Origin of the sequence: Streptomyces sp. NPDC044984, assembly GCF_040646935.1 — a bacterium.
In the GTDB taxonomy this organism is placed as follows: domain Bacteria; phylum Actinomycetota; class Actinomycetes; order Streptomycetales; family Streptomycetaceae; genus Streptomyces.
In genome coordinates this window covers 44014-61293 of sequence record NZ_JBEZBE010000029.1, presented here as the reverse complement: position 1 = coordinate 61293, position 17280 = coordinate 44014, and the positions used below count along the sequence as shown (strand labels likewise).

The window sequence follows — 17280 nt, the reverse complement described above, 5'->3', positions numbered from 1 at the left end:
ACTGTGAGTTCCGATTATAAGGAGAGGTTTGAGTGCCTCAAACCAAACCGATGGTCGCGGGGCCGTGCGGCCTGGGAACCCTGCGGTCGGGCCGCACCCCGGGCGAAGGTTTACCCTCGACTTCGTCGTACGTACCCGCGCAGTCGCGAAGTAAAGAGAGCACCGCCGTGACCCACCTCCTCCTCGATCTGCCCCCGCTGGGCGCCGCGCGCTTCGCCTCGATCGAGGACCGGGTGGCACGGCTGCTGGGCACCGGGCAGGACGTCGTGATCATGCAGGGTGAGGCCCTGCTGCCGCTGGAGGGCGCGATCCGCGCGACGGCCGGTCCCGGCACGACCGCGCTGAACGTCATCACCGGCCCCTACGGGCAGACCTTCGGCGACTGGCTGCGGGACTGCGGCGCCACCGTGATCGATCTGGCGGTGCCGTTCCACACGGCGGTGACGGCCGAGCAGGTCCGGGCCGCCTTCGCGGAGCACCCGGAGATCGACTTCGTGTCCCTGGTGCACGCGGAGGCGGCGACCGGGAACACCAACCCGGTCGCGGAGATCGGCGAGGTGGTGCGGGCGCACGGGGCGCTGTTCTACCTGGACGCGGTGGCGTCGATCGGGGCGGAGCCGGTGCTGCCGGACGCGTGGGGCGTGGACCTGTGCGTGATCGGGGCGCAGAAGGCGATGGGCGGTCCGGCCGGGGTCTCGGCGGTGTCGGTGAGCGAGCGGGCGTGGGAGCGGATGGCGGCGAACCCGCGGGCGCCGCGCCGCTCGTACCTGTCGCTGCTGGACTGGAAGGAACGCTGGATCGACGGCGGCCGCAAGGCGCTGCTGCACGCTCCTGCGCAGCTGGAGATGCTGGCACTCGAGGCGTGCGTGGAGCGGATCGAGGCGGCGGGGTTGGACGCCGTGATGGCCCGGCACGCGGCTGCCGCGGCGGCCACCCGCGCGGGTGCGCTCGCGCTGGGCGGGGGGCTGGAACCGTACGTCCGTGACGCGGCGGAGGCGGCGCCCGTCGCCACGACCCTGCGGGCCCCGTCCGGCACGGTGGCCGCGGACCTGGTCGCCCGCGCCCTGGCCGCCGACCCGGCCCTTCCGCTGGCCGCGGGCGGGGGCGCGCTCGCCCAGGAGATGATCCGGGTCAACCACTACGGCCCCGAGGCGACGCCGGGGGCGGTGCGGGCGTGTCTGACGGGGCTGGGGACCGCTCTGGTGGAGGCGGGTGCGGCCGTGGACCTGCCGGCGGCGTTGAGCGCGGCCGGGAAGGCCTGGCGCTGAGCCCTGGGCGGGGGTGCGGTTCCCCGCCCCCGCCGCTCCTTCGCCTTCCCGTCCCCGGGGGCCGCGCCCCCGGATTCCCGCCGGCCCTTCGGGCCTCGCCCCCGAATGCCGGACGGACTGACGGAGAACACTGATTCCGGAATTGTTCAGCGGCATTCTTTCGCTTATTTTTCGATTATTCCACGGAGTAGCTTCCCGTCTTCTTCTGCCCGCTTTCCTCGACCCTAAACGCCACGATTTCGTGAACGGGAAGTAAGGCGTTTCGGGAGTTACGCAGTTGTGACCGGTTCCACAGTGCGCACGATTTGCGCCTTATCCACCAGGACAAACGGTGCATCTCGTCGAGTTCTCGCGCGGACCCGCCTGCCCGCGCGATAACACAGACCAAGCCGGCACGTAACCCCGGCAGACGATGCAATTTTGAATTTACCTGGGTAAGTTCAATTCGCATGACTGCCGCACAAACAGACCTGCAAATCGACCGCCCCACCGTGGCGGACGGAGCCGTGCTGTGGCGGATAGCCAGGGACTCGAAGGTCCTCGACCTGAACTCGTCGTACAGCTATCTGCTGTGGTGCCGTGACTTCGCCGCCACCTCGGCCGTCGCTCGCGACGAGCGCGGAGAGCCGATCGGCTTCGTCAGCGGATACCTGCGGCCGGACAGCCCGCGCACCCTGCTCGTCTGGCAGGTCGCGGTCGACGCGTCCTACCGAGGCCGCGGCCTCGCCGCGGCGATGCTCGACGGACTGGCCGCCCGGACCGCCGAGGAGCACGCGGTGGACACCGTGGAGACCACCATCGCCCCGGGGAACACCGCGTCCGAGCGCCTGTTCACCGCGTTCGCGGAGCGTCACGGCGCCCTGCTGGAGCGCGAGGTGCTGTTCGACGCCGGCCGGTTCCCCGACGGACCGCACGACCCCGAGGTGCTGTACCGCATCGGGCCGCTCACCCGCTGACCGCGCGGCCCGCACCCCTGATCTTCCGACTTCTTCCGACTCCCTCTGACCTCCCACGCCACCGAGGAGCGATTCGTCGTGACCATCACCCAGCCCGACCTCAGTGTCTTCGAGACCCTCGAGTCCGAGGTGCGCAGCTACTGCCGCGGCTGGCCCACCGTCTTCGACCGTGCGCACGGCAGCCGCATGTACGACGAGGACGGCCACGAGTACCTCGACTTCTTCGCCGGAGCCGGCTCGCTCAACTACGGGCACAACAACCCCGTGCTGAAACGGGCCCTGATCGACTACCTGGAGCGCGACGGCGTCACCCACGGCCTCGACATGTCGACGACGGCCAAACGCGCGTTCCTGGAGTCCTTCCAGAACTACGTCCTGCGCCCGCGCGACCTGCCGTACAAGGTCATGTTCCCGGGCCCGACGGGCACCAACGCCGTGGAGTCCGCGCTGAAGCTGGCCCGGAAGGTGAAGGGGCGCGAGGCGATCGTGTCGTTCACCAACGCCTTCCACGGCATGTCGCTGGGCTCGCTCGCCGTGACCGGCAACGCCTTCAAGCGGGCCGGCGCCGGCATCCCGCTGGTGCACGGCACGCCGATGCCCTTCGACAACTACTTCGACGGCAAGGTCGAGGACTTCCTGTGGTTCGAGCGGCTGCTCGAGGACCAGGGCTCCGGACTCAACAAGCCCGCCGCCGTGATCGTCGAGACCGTGCAGGGCGAGGGCGGCATCAACGTCGCCCGGCCCGAGTGGCTGCGCGCCCTGGCCGACCTGTGCGAGCGCCAGGACATGCTGCTGATCGTCGACGACATCCAGATGGGCTGCGGCCGCACCGGTGCCTTCTTCTCCTTCGAGGAGGCCGGCATCACGCCCGACATCGTCACCGTCTCCAAGTCGATCAGCGGCTACGGGCTGCCGATGGCGCTCACCCTGTTCAAGCCCGAACTGGACGTCTGGGAGCCGGGCGAGCACAACGGCACCTTCCGCGGCAACAACCCCGCCTTCGTCACGGCCACCGCCGCCCTGGAGGCGTACTGGGCCGACGGCTCCGCGATGGAGAAGCAGACCCGTACGCGCGGCGAGCAGGTCGAGCGGGCGCTGGTCGCCATCACCGAGGAGAACCCCGCCGACGTCAAGGAGTACCGCGGCCGCGGCCTGGTGTGGGGCCTGGAGTTCCACGACAAGGAGCGCGCTGGCCGCATCGCCAAACGCGCCTTCGAGCTGGGGCTGCTCATCGAGACGTCCGGCCCCGAGAGCGAGGTCGTCAAGCTGCTGCCGTCCCTGACCATCACCCCGGACGAACTGGACGAGGGTCTCACCACCCTCGCCCGCGCCGTCCGGGAAACCGCCTGAAGCACACATCCGAGCCGAGGAGGCATCGCAACACCGTGATCGTCCGTTCGTTCAAGGAGCTCGAAGGCACCGACCGGCACGTGAAATCGGCGTCCGGCACCTGGGAGAGCAAGCGCATCGTCCTCGCCAAGGAGAAGGTCGGCTTCTCCCTGCACGAGACGATCCTGTACGCGGGCACGGAGACGTCGATGTGGTACGCGAACCACATCGAGGCCGTCGTCTGCACCCGGGGCGAGGCCGAACTGACCGACCGCGAGACCGGGCGGACGTACACCATCACGCCCGGCACCATGTACCTCCTGGACGGCCACGAGCGGCACACGCTCAAGGTCAAGGAGGACTTCCACTGCATCTGTGTCTTCAACCCGCCCGTCACCGGACGGGAGGACCACGACGAGAACGGCGTCTACCCTCCCCCAGAGCCTGAAGCCTGGGGGGACCCCCAGCTCACCGAGGAGGTGTGAGTCACCGTGACCACCACGACCACGAACGTCACCGACCTCTACCCCACCCGCGGCGCCACCGAGGTGGCGACGCCCCGGCAGGACCCGGTGGTGTGGGGCGGCCCGGACACGCCCGGTCCCGTCTCGGCCGGTGACCTGGAGGCCCTGGAGCGTGACGGCTTCCTCGCCGTCGACCAGCTCATCGGACCGGACGAGGTCGGCGTCTACCAGCGGGAGCTGGAGCGGCTCATCACCGACCCGGCGATCCGCGAGGACGAGCGCTCGATCGTGGAGCCGCGGTCCAAGGAGATCCGGTCCGTCTTCGAGGTGCACCGGATCAGCGAGGTCTTCGCGAACCTGGTGCGCGACGAGCGGGTGGTCGGGCGGGCCCGGCAGATCCTCGGCTCGGACGTCTACGTCCACCAGTCGCGGATCAACGTCAAGCCGGGCTTCGGGGCCAGCGGCTTCTACTGGCACTCCGACTTCGAGACCTGGCACGCCGAGGACGGCCTGCCGAACATGCGCACCATCTCGGTCTCGATCGCGCTCACCGAGAACCACGACACCAACGGCGGTCTCATGATCATGCCGGGGTCGCACAAGACGTTCCTCGGGTGCGCGGGGGCCACGCCGAAGGACAACTACAAGAAGTCCCTGCAGATGCAGGACGCGGGGACGCCGTCCGACGAGGCGCTGACGAGGATGGCGTCGGAGTACGGCATCAAGCTGTTCACCGGCAAGGCCGGCTCGGCGACCTGGTTCGACTGCAACTGCATGCACGGCTCGGGCGACAACATCACGCCGTTCCCGCGCAGCAACGTGTTCATCGTCTTCAACAGCGTGGAGAACACGGCGGTCGAGCCGTTCGCGGCACCGATCCGGCGGCCGGAGTTCATTGGAGCGCGGGACTTCACCCCGGTGAAGTAGGCGCACCGCAGGACTGCGGGCCGGGCCTCCTCGTGTGGGACAGGGAGGCACCGGCCCGCTGCCGTGTGCCCGTGTGCCCGTGTGTCCGCCCGGGGTCAGCCGGACAGCGCGTCCAGCAGCCGGTCCACGTCGGCGGCCGTGTTGTAGAGGTGGAAGGACGCCCGCAGATTGCCCGCGCGGTTCGACACCTGGACGCCCGCCTCGGCCAGCTCCGGCTGCAGACGGCCCAGTCCGGGCACGGACACGATCGGCGAGCCGGGTGCGGGCACGGGCGTGTGGCCCAGGCCGGCGAGCCCCGCGCGGAAGCGGTCGGCGAGGGCCAGATCGTGGGCGCGGATGACGTCCACGCCGATCTCCTCGACGAGTCCGAGGGAGGCCCGCAGCCCCGCGTAGTCCAGCAGGGCGGGGCTGGTGTCGAACCGCCGGGCGGAGTGGGCGAGTTCGGTGACGGGTCCGTAGCAGCTGTCCCACGGGCTCTCCCCCGCGACCCAGCCCGCCTGCACCGGCGTCAGATCACCGAAGTCCTCGGGGACGACGAGGAAGGCCGCGCCGTGCGGGCCGAGCAGCCACTTGAAGGTGATGGAGACGCTGTAGTCGTACGCGTCGGCCGCCACCGGAAGCCAGCCGGCCGCCTGGGAGAAGTCGACGTAGGTGCGCGCCCCGTGGTCCCGGGCCGCCTCACGCAGCGCCGCGAGGTCGGCGATCCGGCCGTCGGCGGACTGCACGGCGCTGACCGCGACCAGCCCGGTGCCGGGCCGGACGGATTCGGCGAGCCGCTCCAACGGCACGGCCCGCACCTTGAGGTCGCCGCGCGTGTGGAAGGGGTTCAGTACGGAGGTGAAGTCACCCTCCACAGTGAGGACTTCGGCGCCCGGCGGCAGCGAGGCCGCGACCAGTGAGGAGTGCAGGGCGACCGTGGCCCCGGCCGCCACCCGCTCGGCCGGGACGCCGGCCAGCCGGGCGTACGCGGCCCGGCACGCCTCGACGTCGGCGAACAGCGGATCCAGCGCACGGCCCTCGGCGCGCAGCCGCGCGGCGTCCTGGAGCGCGGCCACGGTACGGGCGGGCAGGAGGGCGCTGCTCGCGGTGTTCAGGTAGGTGTTCTTCGGGGTGAACTCGGCGCGGACGAGGTTCTCGAAGGTCTCCATGGAACCACTCTGCGGCCCGAGGACCTCCCCGTCCATTGCCGAGTTCTGTGCGATATCACAAAGGAAGGCTTATGCGTACGCGCTGACCTGCGCGTTCTACTGCTGCGGCACCGCGCATCCGTCCGGGCCGCACGCCTCCGCGTCGCCGTCGATCAGCCGCAGCGGCGAGCGCTCGCCCCAGGCCTGCGTCAGCGCCCGGGTGAACACCTCGGCCGGCTGGGCGCCGGAGACACCGTACGTGCGGTCCAGCACGAAGAACGGCACACCGTTCGCACCGAGCTGGGCGGCCTCGCGCTCGTCGGCGCGCACCTCGTCGGCGTACGCCTCCGGGTCGGCGAGCACCTCGCGCACCGCGTCGGCGTCGAGACCGGCCGCCCCGGCGAGCTCGACGAGCCGTTCGTCGTCGCCGAAGACGGACCGCTCCTCGGCGAAGTTCGCCCGGTACAGCAGGTCGAGCAGCTCGACCTGGCGGCCCTGCTCGCGGGCGAAGTGCAGCAGGCGGTGCATGTCGAAGGTGCTGCCGTGGTCGCGGCCCCGGGTGCGGTAGGGCAGGCCCTCGGCGGCGGCCTGGGTGCCCAGGTTGTCCTCGCCTGCCTCGGCCTGCGCCTCGCTCATGCCGTACTTCCTGGTGAGCATCGAGATGACCGGCTGGACGTCGTCCTTGGCGCGACCCGGGTCCAGCTCGAAGGAACGGTGCACGACCTCGACCTGCTCACGGTGCGGGAAGGCGGCCAGCGCCTTCTCGAAACGGGCCTTTCCGACATAGCACCAGGGGCAGGCGATATCGGACCAGATTTCGACGCGCATCGTGATCGGCACTCCAGCTCGTACGGGTACGGAGACTCCCTCCGGCGACTACGTGAACATTCAACGAGCCGCCCTCATTCCCTTCCCTCAGCTGCCGTCCCGCAGATCACGCGGCCAGTGGGGCCGGTACTCGAGGTGGTCGTACGTCACCACACAGCCCTCTCCCATCGGCGACTGGGTCATGAAGCCGACCAGCGCGGCCCCGGTCTCCTTCTCGTCGCCGAGGGTGAAGAGGCGGACGAAGGTCCAGCGCTCGCCGTCCCGGGAGGCGTGGAAGGCGAAGGCACGACCGGTGCGGCTCACCCGGAGCCAGACGGAACTGCCGTCGACGGTGAAGGAGTTGACGTCGTCGGAGTGCCCCCGGGTGACCACCGTGCAGACGGTGGGCACGGCCGGCGAGTACTCCAGGCAGAGCTTGGCCCACGCCCGCTCGCCCACGTGGACGTAGAGGACGCCGGCGTCGAAGGATGCGGCGAAGCCGACCGTGACGCGGGCGATCAGCTGGAAGTCGCCCTCGGGCGCGCCCAGCAGGCGCGGTGCGTCGGAGGCGGGGTCCAGGGCCTCGTCGGTGGGCGGCACGAAACGGTCCTGCCGGGGTCCGGCCCATCCGGTGAGGACGCCGTCCTCGTGGGACCAGTGGCCGTCGGGGCCGTAGGTGCGCAGGGGGAAGGGCAGTTCGGGTATGACCAGGTCCATGGCGGGAGTCTTCCAGGCCGGGCCCGGTGCCGGGGGCCCGGGGGGTGGTCCCGGTCAGCGATCCTGGAACGTGTCCAGGGCGACGGCCTGGGCGATGGCGAGGCGCGGGTCCAGACCGGGCGCGATCACGTCCACCACATAGCGGTCGCGCAGCCCGAACTTCTTGTCGACCTTCATCACCGGCTTGCCGTCCGTCTCGAAGTCGAAGTGGTACGGCCAGAGGAACGGCACCAGGTCCAGCGGCAGGAAGTCCCAGACGCGGCGGAGCACGGCCACGAACCGGTTGCGCTCCCGTCCGACCGCCGCGGGTGAGCCCGGCTGGTCCAGAACCCACGTCGAGCGCAGCAGGGAGGCGAGGGCCTTCTCCTCGAACGCGCCGATGGGGTTGCCTTCCGCGTCCCGCACGTCGTAGCCGTCGTCGATGTCGGAGAGGCTGCGCTCCTTGACGGTGAAGGAGACCCGCGTCCTGGACTCGTCGGCGTAGAAGGTCACCTCCTCCTTGAGCGAGAACCGCTTCAGCTCGGCGAAGGCGAGGATCCCGCCGTCGGAACCGTCCGGCAGCGACTCCCTCACGGTGTACCGCTCGGTCGTGAGGGCGGTCTCCTGCCGGACGGTGAAACGTCCGCCGGTCCACTGCTTCGCACTGTCCACTGTTCCGCTCCCCGAGTCGTCGGTCCCGCGCCGTCGCCCGTGTGCGTCCGGCGGAGCCATCGTCGCCGTGTGCCCCGCCCCGGAGCAGTCTCCGTAAGTCGTCACCGGCAACGACCAAAGAGGACAGGCCCCTTGGCAACCGGGAGTCCACTTTCGTCGTCCGAGGCCGCGCCGAAGGGGGGATGCGGGCGTCCGGGGGCGGCCCTCTATCGTCTGCGCGTGGACGTAGCAGAAACACCCCGCGCCGGCCTGCCGCTCCGTTCCCGGCTCGCCGCCGCCTCCCCCTGGCCCCGCAAGCGGATCGCCGGGGAGGCCGTACTCGCCGTGACGCTCTCCGGGATCGCGGGCCTCCTCTACACGACGGAGACCGGATCCGTGGCGCGGGGCGGCGCCCTGGCCCTGCTCATCGCCGTACTGTCCCTGGCCCGCCGCGCCCTGCCGGCGACGGTGCTGATGGTCTCGTCGGCCCTGGCCGGAGCGGTCGTCGGTACGTTCGCGCTGCTGATCTGCGCCAGCTGGTCGGCGGGCAGCCGCATCGAGCGCCCGGCGCGCGCGCTGGCCGCGTACGCGGCCGGGCTCGCGCTCCACCTCGTCCTCGCCGTCACCACCGCGGGCGACGACGCGCTCGGGATGTCGCTGCTGATGACGGCCGTGCTGGGCGGGAGCCCGTTCCTGGTGCTGGCGGTCGTGCCGGGGCTCGCCTCCCGGTACCGCGCCCAGCGCCACGCCCTGCTCGACGCCCTGCAACGGCACAACGCCCAACTGGTGCGCGAACAGGCGATGGTGGCGCGACAGGCCCGGCTGCTGGAACGGCAGCGCATCGCCCAGGACATGCACGACAGCCTCGGCCACCAGCTCGCCCTGATCGCCGTGCACACCGGGGCGCTGGAGGTGGACCCGGAGCTGAACGGCCGCCAGCGGGAAGGGGTGGGCATCCTCCGGGAGGCCTCCAGGTCGGCGATGCGGGAGCTGCGCGAGGCGGTGGGCATCCTGCGGGACGACGGGGAGGCGTCCGTGCCCGGCCCGGAGGAGGCCGGGCCTTCGGCGGACCGCACGGCGGCCTCCGTCGACAAGCTGGTCGCGTCGTCGCGGGCCACGGGCGCGACGGTGGAACTGCACCGGTCCGGCACCGAGCGGGCCCTCGCACCCGCCGCCGACCGCGCGGCGTACCGCATCGCCCAGGAGGGCCTGACCAACGCGCACAAGCACGCGCCGGGCGCCCCGATCACCGTGGCGCTGCGCTACGAACCGGACAGCCTGGTGGTCGAGGTGGCCAACGGGCCGGTGCCGGCCGGGGCGCCGGCCGGGCCGCCCGCGATCAGCGGCGGCCAGGGGCTCACGGGTCTGCGGGAGCGGGCCCGGCTGGTCGGCGGCATGGTGCACACCGGCCCCACCCCCGACGGGGGTTTCCGGCTCGCCGGTGTGCTGCCGTACGGCGACGGCGAGCGGCGGTCCCGTCCGGACGGCGCGACTTCGGTCGCGGCGGACGACGACTTCCGGGGGCAGATCGACGAGGGCTCCGCGGGGGACGGTGGTGACGTCATCGAACGCACCGATCCGCAGAAGGAGTTCACCACCATCATGAGCAGGAAGAAGAACGCCGCCCTGGGATGCGCCCTCATCTCCGTGGTCCTCGTCGTGGGCGCCGGCGTCCTCCTGGTGTGGGGGGTGTCGAAACTGATCGACGAGGTGGAGAAGGGCGTCATCTCGGCGAGCGTGTACGAGTCGGCCCGGGTCGGCGACGACGAGGCGGACCTCCGGAAGAAGTTCCCGGAAGGCGGCTCCCTGCTCACCGACGGCGTGGAGAAGGACGGCCCGCCGCTGCCCGCGGACGCCGACTGCGAGCACTTCGTGGACGACGAGAAGGACATCGTCTACCGGTTCTGCTTCCGCGATGGGAAGCTGTCCTCCAAGGAGTCCTACACGTACGAGGCCTGACGCGGTCCGTGGCCGCGACCGCGACCGGATCGGGCATGATGGGCGGGCTCCACCATCCGCCTGTCACACCGACACCGCGCAGGAGGCCGCGTGATCCGGGTCCTCGTCGCCGACGACGAGCCACTCATCAGGGCCGGCATCAGGATGATCCTCACCTCGGCCGACGACATCGACGTCGTGGCCGAGGCCCGGGACGGCCGGGAGGCGGTGGAGACCGCCCGCAGCACCGCGGTCGACGTGGCCCTGCTGGACATCCAGATGCCCGTGATGGACGGGCTGACCGCCCTGGCCGAGCTGGGCCGCGCCGCGCCGGGGGTGCGCGTGCTGATCCTGACCACGTTCGGGGAGCGCGACAACGTCCTGCGGGCGCTCGGCCACGGCAGCGCGGGCTTCCTGCTGAAGGACTCCGCGCCGCAGGAGCTGATCCACGCGGTCCGCGCGGCGGCGGCCGGCAACGCCTACCTGTCCCCGGCCGCCACCCGGCACGTGGTGGACTCCCTCGCCTCCCCCGCCGCCACCGTGCGCGGCGAGGAGGCGCGGCGCCGCCTGGCCGGGCTGACGGCACGCGAACGCGAGGTGCTGGCCCTGCTCGGCGAGGGCCTGTCCAACGCGGACGCCGGCGCCCGCCTGCACATGAGCGAGGCCACGGTGAAGACGTACGTCAGCCGCATCCTGACCAAGCTCGACTGCGACAACAGGGTGCAGGCGGCGCTCCTGGCCCGCGACGCGGGCCTGGAGCCGAGCGCGGGGTGAAGCTCAGCGCTCCAGCCTGCCGTTGAACCTCCGGGGCAGCCCCAGCGGGTTGTCGTCCCTGAGTTCCGCGGGCAGCAGGGCCTCGGGCGTCCCCTGGTAGACGACCGGCCGCAGCCACCGCTCGATGGCCGTGCCGCCCACCGACGTGGACGTCGACGTGGTCGCCGGGTACGGCCCTCCGTGGTGCTGGGCCGGGGCGACCGCGACACCCGTCGGCCAGCCGTTGACCAGGACCCGTCCGGCCAGCGGCGTCAGCTCCTGCACCAGCTCCGCCCCGCGGCCCTCCCCCGCCGCCTCCTCGGCGGACAGCTGCACGGTCGCCGTGAGGTTGCCCGGCAGCCGCGACAGCACACCCCGCACCTCGGCGTCGTCCTCGTAGCGGGCCACGACGGTGACCGGCCCGAAGCACTCCTCGAGCAGCAGGTCGTGCTCGCCCTCCTGGGCCAGCCGGCTCGCCGGGACGGTGAGGAAGCCCGCGCTGACCGTGTGCTCGCCGCCCGCGCCCGGGGTCACCGGGGACTCCACGTCGGGCAGCTGGGCGCGCTCGGCGACCCCGGCGACGAAGTTGTCGCGCATGCGGTGGTCGAGCAGGACGCCGGCGTCGGTGTCGCTGACGGCGTCCGTCAGCGACTTGACCAGCGCGTCACCGGCCGCGCCGGCCGGCGCGAGGACGAGGCCCGGCTTCACGCAGAACTGGCCGACGCCCAGCGTCATCGAACCGGCGAGCCCGGCGCCGATGGCCTCGCCGCGCTCGGCGGCGGCGGCCTCGGTGACGACGACCGGGTTCAGGGAGCCCAGCTCACCGTGGAACGGGATCGGGACGGGCCGGGCGGCGGCCGCGTCGAAGAGGGCGCGGCCCCCGCGGATCGATCCGGTGAAACCGGCCGCCGAGACCAGCGGGTGCTCGATGAGTTCGATGCCGGCCTCGAAGCCGTGCACCAGGCCGAGCACGCCCTCGGGGACGTCGTGCCGGGCGGCGGCCCGGCGCAGCACCGCGGCGACCAGCTCGGACAGCCCGGGGTGGTCCGGGTGGGCCTTGACGACGACCGGGCAGCCGGCCGCGAGCGCGCTCGCGGTGTCGCCGCCCGCCACGGAGAAGGCGAAGGGGAAGTTGGACGCCGAGTAGACGGCGACGACGCCCAGCGGGATCTTGTAGCGGCGCAGGTCCGGGACGGGCGGGGTCGCGGTGTCGTCGGGGTGGTTGATGACGACGTCGAGGAAGGCGCCCTCCTCGACGATGTCGGCGAAGGCCCGCAGCTGGTAGCAGGTGCGGGCGAGTTCTCCGGTGAGCCGGACCGGGCCGAGCGCGGTCTCCGCGTCGGCGGCCTCGACGAGCTGCTCCCTGGCCGCTTCGAGCTCGTCGGCGGCCGTGCGCAGGAAGGCCGCGCGGACGGTGCGGTCCGTCAGCGCGCCGCGCGCGTCGTGCGCGGCGCGGACGGCGGCGTCGACCTCCTGGCCCGTGGCCTCCACCGCAACCTGTTCACGCTGCTTCCCGGTTCGGGGGTCGACACTCCAGACTGGTGCTGCTGCCACCGCGGGTCCCTCCACTTGATTGCCGCATGCAATGCCGCAGGATGTACGTCATCCACCAGGGTTGTTCGATATACTGAACGCTGTCTCTGTCGGTGAATGTGCTTCGGAGACTATTTCCAGGCGAACGAAGGGGTCAAGGGCGATGTCGGCTGGCGAGACGGGCGGCGGGGCACAGGTCAAGTCCGCGGTGCGGACCGTTGAACTGCTCGAATACTTCGCCGGGCGCCCCGGTATGCACTCCCTGGCGGCGGTCCAGGAGGCCGTCGGCTACCCCAAGTCGAGCCTCTACATGCTGCTGCGCACCCTGGTGGACCTCGGCTGGGTGGAGACGGACGCGACGGGCACGCGGTACGGCATCGGCGTGCGGGCGCTGCTGGTGGGCACGTCGTACATCGACGGCGACGAGGTCGTCGCGGCGGCCCGCCCCACCCTGGACCGGCTCTCCGACGACACCACGGAGACCATCCACCTCGCCCGGCTCGACGGCACCAACGTGGTCTACCTCGCCACCCGCCAGTCGCAGCACTACCTGCGCCCGTTCACCCGGGTCGGCCGCCGGCTGCCCGCGCACTCGACGTCGCTGGGCAAGGCGCTGCTGAGCACGTACCCGGACGAGCAGGTGCGCAAGATGCTCCCGGAGACGCTGCCCGCGCTGACCGAGCACACCATCACGGACCGGGAGAAGCTCATCGAGGAGCTGCACCTGGTGCGGGAGCAGGGCTTCGCCGTGGACCGCGAGGAGAACACGCTGGGGCTGCGCTGCTTCGGTGTGGCGATCCCGTACCGCACCCCCGCGCGGGACGCGATCAGCTGCTCGGTGCCGGTGGCGCGACTCACGCCCGCGCACGAGCAGATGGTCAAGGACGCCCTGTTCGACGCCCGCGACCGGCTGACCCTGGCCACCCGGAGGCTCTGACCCGTGGACATCGCCCTGCGGCCGGTGCACGACAGCGACCTGCCGGTCTTCTACCGGCAGCTGAACGACCCGGAGGCGCTGCGCATGGCGGCCTTCACCCCCGAGGACCCCGCCGACCGGACCGGCTTCGACGCCCACTGGGCGCGCGTCCGCAGCTCGCCGGGGACCGTGGTGCGCACGGTCCTGGGCGACGGCGACGTGGTGGGGCACGCGGCGGTGTACGGGGAGCCGGGCGAGCGCGAGGTGACGTACTGGGTCGACCGCGCCCACTGGGGCGAGGGCATCGCCACCGCCGCGCTGCGCGGGCTGCTGACGGAGGTGGGCGAACGCCCGCTGTACGCGCGCGTGGCCGCCGACAACGCCGGGTCGCGGCGGGTGCTGGAGCGGTGCGGCTTCGAGGTCCGCGCGCGGGCCACGGCGTACGCGCCCGCGCGGGGTGCGGAGATCGAGGAGCTCGTGCTCACGCTGGGAGGCTGACGCGGCCCTCCCCCGCGTGGCGGAGGCGGATCGTCGCCGCGCGGGAGGTGGCGTCGGGCGGCCGCGCGCGAGGCCGAGGACGCGTCGCGGACACCCGCCCCGGCCGCCGCGCCACCGCCGGTCCGCTCTTTCCGCTCCCGCAGGCCGCCGCGCGGCGTGTGCCCCCGTGCCCGGCGCGGGACCGGCTTTCTGAACACCCGATGAGAAACCGGGCGGTAGGGAACGATCCGGCGCCTGCCGTTCGTCTGTCCGAGCGGAATGAACAGGACGATCAGGCGTGCCTCCGTCTTCATCCTGCTCCTGGTGTTCGCCCTGCTGGTCAGGGCGACCTGGGTGCAGTTCTACGAGGGCCGGGCGCTCGCGGACAGCAGTGACAACCGGCGCAACGCGATCGAGACGTACGCGGAGCCGCTCGGGAACATCGTCGTGGCCGGTGAGTCGATCACCGGCTCGGCGCGGACGGAAGGGGGCGACCTCGCGTACAAGCGCACGTACGAGAACGGCCCGCTGTACGCGGCGGTGACGGGCTACGCCTCGCAGGCGTACGCGCCGACGCAGCTGGAGGGCATCTACCAGGATCTGCTCAACGGCACGGATCCCCGGCTGAAGACGGTGACGGACACCGTCACCGGCCGGCGCGCCGAGCCGGGCAACGTGGTGACGACCATCGATCCGGCGGTGCAGAAGGCGGCGTACGAGGCGCTCGGCGACGAGAAGGGCGCGGCGGTCGCGATCGACCCGAAGACCGGCCGGATCCTCGCGGTGGTGTCGACCCCGTCGTACGACCCGGCGTCGCTGACCGACGCCAACACCGCGGGCGAGGCGTGGAAGGAGCTCACCGCGGACCCGGACAAGCCGCTCACCAACCGGGCGCTGCGCCAGCCGCTGCCGCCGGGCTCGACGTTCAAGCTGGTCGTCGCGGCAGCCGCGCTGGAGGACGGGCTGTACGCGTCGGTGGACGAGGAGACCGACAGCCCCGACCCGTACACGCTGCCGGGCACGGTCACCGACCTCACCAACGAGAACCCGGACGCGCCCTGTGAGGACGCCTCGATCCGGGTCGCGCTGCAGTACTCCTGCAACAACGTCTTCGCGAAGACGGCCGTCACCCTGGGGCAGGACAAGGTGCGGGCGATGGCCGAGAGGTTCGGCTTCAACGACGGGACGCAGGACGTGCCGGTGCGCGCCCACACCAGCGTGTACCCCTCGGACATGGTGCCGTCGCAGACCGCGCTCACCGGGATCGGCCAGTTCGACGTGACCGCGACGCCGCTGCAGATGGCGATGGTGTCGGCGGCGATGGCCAACGGCGGGGAGCTGGTGTCGCCGCACATGGTCAGCCGCGTCACCGACAGCGGCGGGGACGTGCTGAAGGACTACGAGGACGAGGCCGGGACGGAACGGATCGTCAGCGCCTCGACCGCCGAGCAGCTCCGGTCGGCGATGGAGACGGTCGTCGAGGAGGGCACGGGGTCGAACGCGCGGATCTCCGGCGCCACCGTGGGCGGCAAGACGGGCACCGCGCAGCACGGCGAGAACAACAGCGAGACGCCGTACGCCTGGTTCACCTCGTACGCGAAGTCGGACTCCTCGGGCGAGGAGGTCGCCGTGGCGGTCGTGGTGGAGCAGTCCGACGCGGCCCGCTCGGAGGTCAGCGGCAACGGCCTGGCGGCCCCGGTCGCCAAGGCGGCGATGGAGGCGGCGCTGCGGGACTGAACCCTCCCGGCCGGAAGGCCGTCCGTACGGACGACGGGCCGCCCCCTCCCCCGGGGGCGGCCCGTCGTCCCGCCCGCGCGGCTACCCGGCGCCGAGGAGCTGCTCGATCGGGTCGATCGCGAAGTACACCAGGAACAGCGCCGAGGCCCCCCACAGCAGCCAGTGGACCTCCTTCGCCCGGCCGAGCACCGCCATGATGACGACGTGGGCGACGAAGCCGGCGCCGATGCCGTTGGTGATGGAGTACGTGAACGGCATCACGGCGATGGTCAGGAACGCCGGGACGGCGATCTCGTAGCGGTCCCACTCGATGTGCTTGACCTGGGTCATCATCAGGAAGCCGACGGCGACCAGCGCGGGGGCCGCCGCCTGGAGCGGGACGACGGTCAGCAGCGGGGTCAGGAAGAGCGCCAGCGCGAACAGTCCGCCGGTGACCAGGTTGGCGAAGCCGGTGCGGGCGCCTTCGCCGACACCGGCCGCCGACTCGATGTACGAGGTCGCCGACGAGGCGGAGGAGGCGCCGCCCGCGACGGCCGCGGCACCGTCGATGAGCAGCACCCGGCCGAGTTCCGGCACCTTGCCCCGCTCGTCCAGCAGCCCGGCCTCGGCGCTGACACCGACGACCGTGCCCATGGTGTCGAAGAAGTCGGACAGCACCAGCGTGAACACCAGCAGGACGACGGTGACCACGCTCACCTGCCCGAACGCGCCGAGCGGGCTGAACTCGCCGATGAGGCCGAAGTCGGGGGTGGCGACCAGCCGGTCGGGCCACTCGGGTGTGGTGAGTCCCCAGGTGCGGACGTCGGCGACCGCGTTGACGACGATCGCCACCAGGGTCATGGTGACGATGCCGATGAGGATGGCGCCGCGCACCTTGCGGGCGAGCAGTGCGACGGTGAGCAGCACGCCCAGGCAGAACACCAGCATCGGCCAGCCGGTGAGGGTGCCGGTGCCGCCGAGCTGGACCGGCACGGTGGTGTTCGCCGCGTCCGGGACGCGGCTGACGAACCCGGCGTCCACGAAGCCGATGAAGGCGATGAAAAGGCCGATGCCCACGCTGATCGCCTGCTTGAGCGGCTGCGGGATGGCGTGCATGACGGCCTCGCGCAGCCCGGTCACCACCAGCACGCAGATGAGCAGACCCTCCAGGACGATCAGGCCCATCGCGTCGTCCCAGCTCATCAACGGGGCGATCTGGAAGGCGACCACGGCGTTCAGGCCGAGTCCGGCGGCGAGCGCGAGCGGCAGATTGCCGCCGACGCCCATGAGGACGGTCATCACGGCGGCCACCAGGGCGGTGGCGGTGGTGAGTTGGACGGGGTCGAGCTGCTCGCCGTACTTGTCCTTCGCGCTGCCCAGGACGAGGGGGTTGAGGACGAGGATGTACGCCATGGTGAAGAACGTGGCGAAGCCGCCGCGTATCTCCCGGCCGAACGTGGAACGCCGTTCGGAGATACGGAAGAACCGGTCGAGGCCGTTCACCGCGGAGGGCCCGGCTCCCTGACGGTCTGCCGCCTTTTGCGCCTCGGACATGACAACCACTCCTCGATGCCTGGAGATCGATCCTGCGGATACTGGCTGGATCGTGCCCGCGGTGAACCTCGTTCAGGTGTGGCGCGTGTTACGGATTCGTACACCGGCCGACCAGACAGCGTTCGACCCTCCGCACGAGCCCGTACATGATCACTGCTACGCTCCGGA

The 17280-nt window shown here is 71.6% G+C and carries 16 protein-coding genes; 10 read left to right on the top strand and 6 right to left on the bottom strand.

Annotation, left to right across the window (positions count from 1 at the left end):
• The first annotated feature begins 167 nt into the window (after nucleotides 1–167).
• The 5 genes from AB0A94_RS27975 (at nucleotide 168) to thpD (ending at nucleotide 4944) form a co-directional block, all read left to right on the top strand.
• On the top strand, nucleotides 168–1268 hold the full coding sequence (locus AB0A94_RS27975) for an aminotransferase class V-fold PLP-dependent enzyme (RefSeq protein ID WP_361748663.1): 1101 nt from the start codon (nucleotides 168–170) through the stop codon (nucleotides 1266–1268).
• A gap of 449 nt (nucleotides 1269–1717) precedes the next feature.
• A complete protein-coding gene (gene ectA / locus AB0A94_RS27970) occupies nucleotides 1718–2224 on the top strand; it encodes a diaminobutyrate acetyltransferase (RefSeq protein WP_361748662.1) in 507 nt (168 codons plus the stop codon).
• 78 nt (nucleotides 2225–2302) lie between these two features.
• Nucleotides 2303–3574, top strand: coding sequence for a diaminobutyrate--2-oxoglutarate transaminase (ectB, locus tag AB0A94_RS27965; RefSeq protein ID WP_361748660.1), 1272 nt, complete (start codon nucleotides 2303–2305; stop codon nucleotides 3572–3574).
• A 35-nt stretch (nucleotides 3575–3609) separates the two neighbouring features.
• On the top strand, nucleotides 3610–4038 hold the full coding sequence (locus AB0A94_RS27960; protein ID WP_361748659.1) for an ectoine synthase: 429 nt from the start codon (nucleotides 3610–3612) through the stop codon (nucleotides 4036–4038).
• A gap of 6 nt (nucleotides 4039–4044) precedes the next feature.
• On the top strand, nucleotides 4045–4944 hold the full coding sequence (gene thpD / locus AB0A94_RS27955) for an ectoine hydroxylase (protein ID WP_361748658.1): 900 nt from the start codon (nucleotides 4045–4047) through the stop codon (nucleotides 4942–4944).
• A gap of 95 nt (nucleotides 4945–5039) precedes the next feature.
• Here thpD and AB0A94_RS27950 read toward each other — a convergent pair whose 3' ends face one another.
• From AB0A94_RS27950 to AB0A94_RS27935, 4 genes are all read right to left on the bottom strand, one after another.
• Nucleotides 5040–6092, bottom strand: a complete 1053-nt coding sequence (locus tag AB0A94_RS27950) for an aminotransferase class V-fold PLP-dependent enzyme (protein WP_361748657.1) — start codon at nucleotides 6090–6092, stop codon at nucleotides 5040–5042.
• 96 nt (nucleotides 6093–6188) lie between these two features.
• Nucleotides 6189–6899: a DsbA family oxidoreductase gene (locus tag AB0A94_RS27945; protein ID WP_361748655.1), complete on the bottom strand. Its 711-nt coding sequence runs from the start codon at nucleotides 6897–6899 to the stop codon at nucleotides 6189–6191.
• Nucleotides 6900–6986: 87 nt separating this feature from the next.
• Nucleotides 6987–7595 carry a DUF1349 domain-containing protein gene (locus AB0A94_RS27940; RefSeq protein ID WP_361748654.1) on the bottom strand — a complete coding sequence of 203 codons (609 nt, stop codon included), beginning with the start codon at nucleotides 7593–7595 and terminating at the stop codon, nucleotides 6987–6989.
• Nucleotides 7596–7649: 54 nt separating this feature from the next.
• Nucleotides 7650–8246 carry a hypothetical protein gene (locus AB0A94_RS27935; RefSeq protein WP_361748653.1) on the bottom strand — a complete coding sequence of 199 codons (597 nt, stop codon included), beginning with the start codon at nucleotides 8244–8246 and terminating at the stop codon, nucleotides 7650–7652.
• Nucleotides 8247–8465: 219 nt separating this feature from the next.
• Here AB0A94_RS27935 and AB0A94_RS27930 point away from each other — a divergent pair, with 219 nt between their 5' ends.
• Complete coding sequence (locus tag AB0A94_RS27930) at nucleotides 8466–10184, top strand: histidine kinase (protein WP_361748652.1); 1719 nt, start codon at nucleotides 8466–8468, stop codon at nucleotides 10182–10184.
• A 90-nt stretch (nucleotides 10185–10274) separates the two neighbouring features.
• A complete protein-coding gene (locus tag AB0A94_RS27925; protein ID WP_361748651.1) occupies nucleotides 10275–10937 on the top strand; it encodes a response regulator transcription factor in 663 nt (220 codons plus the stop codon).
• Between the two features lie 3 nt (nucleotides 10938–10940).
• Here AB0A94_RS27925 and AB0A94_RS27920 read toward each other — a convergent pair whose 3' ends face one another.
• Nucleotides 10941–12470 (bottom strand): aldehyde dehydrogenase (NADP(+)), encoded by a 1530-nt coding sequence (locus tag AB0A94_RS27920; protein ID WP_361748650.1) that lies wholly within the window; start codon nucleotides 12468–12470, stop codon nucleotides 10941–10943.
• A gap of 142 nt (nucleotides 12471–12612) precedes the next feature.
• On the opposite strand from AB0A94_RS27920, the gene AB0A94_RS27915 reads away from it, so the two are divergent.
• From AB0A94_RS27915 to AB0A94_RS27905, 3 genes are all read left to right on the top strand, one after another.
• Nucleotides 12613–13386: an IclR family transcriptional regulator gene (locus tag AB0A94_RS27915; protein WP_030224445.1), complete on the top strand. Its 774-nt coding sequence runs from the start codon at nucleotides 12613–12615 to the stop codon at nucleotides 13384–13386.
• A 3-nt stretch (nucleotides 13387–13389) separates the two neighbouring features.
• On the top strand, nucleotides 13390–13863 hold the full coding sequence (locus tag AB0A94_RS27910; RefSeq protein WP_361748649.1) for a GNAT family N-acetyltransferase: 474 nt from the start codon (nucleotides 13390–13392) through the stop codon (nucleotides 13861–13863).
• A gap of 258 nt (nucleotides 13864–14121) precedes the next feature.
• Nucleotides 14122–15579, top strand: coding sequence for a penicillin-binding transpeptidase domain-containing protein (locus tag AB0A94_RS27905; protein ID WP_361748648.1), 1458 nt, complete (start codon nucleotides 14122–14124; stop codon nucleotides 15577–15579).
• An 81-nt stretch (nucleotides 15580–15660) separates the two neighbouring features.
• Here AB0A94_RS27905 and AB0A94_RS27900 read toward each other — a convergent pair whose 3' ends face one another.
• Nucleotides 15661–17112: an NCS2 family permease gene (locus AB0A94_RS27900; protein ID WP_361748647.1), complete on the bottom strand. Its 1452-nt coding sequence runs from the start codon at nucleotides 17110–17112 to the stop codon at nucleotides 15661–15663.
• Nucleotides 17113–17280 lie beyond the last annotated feature (168 nt).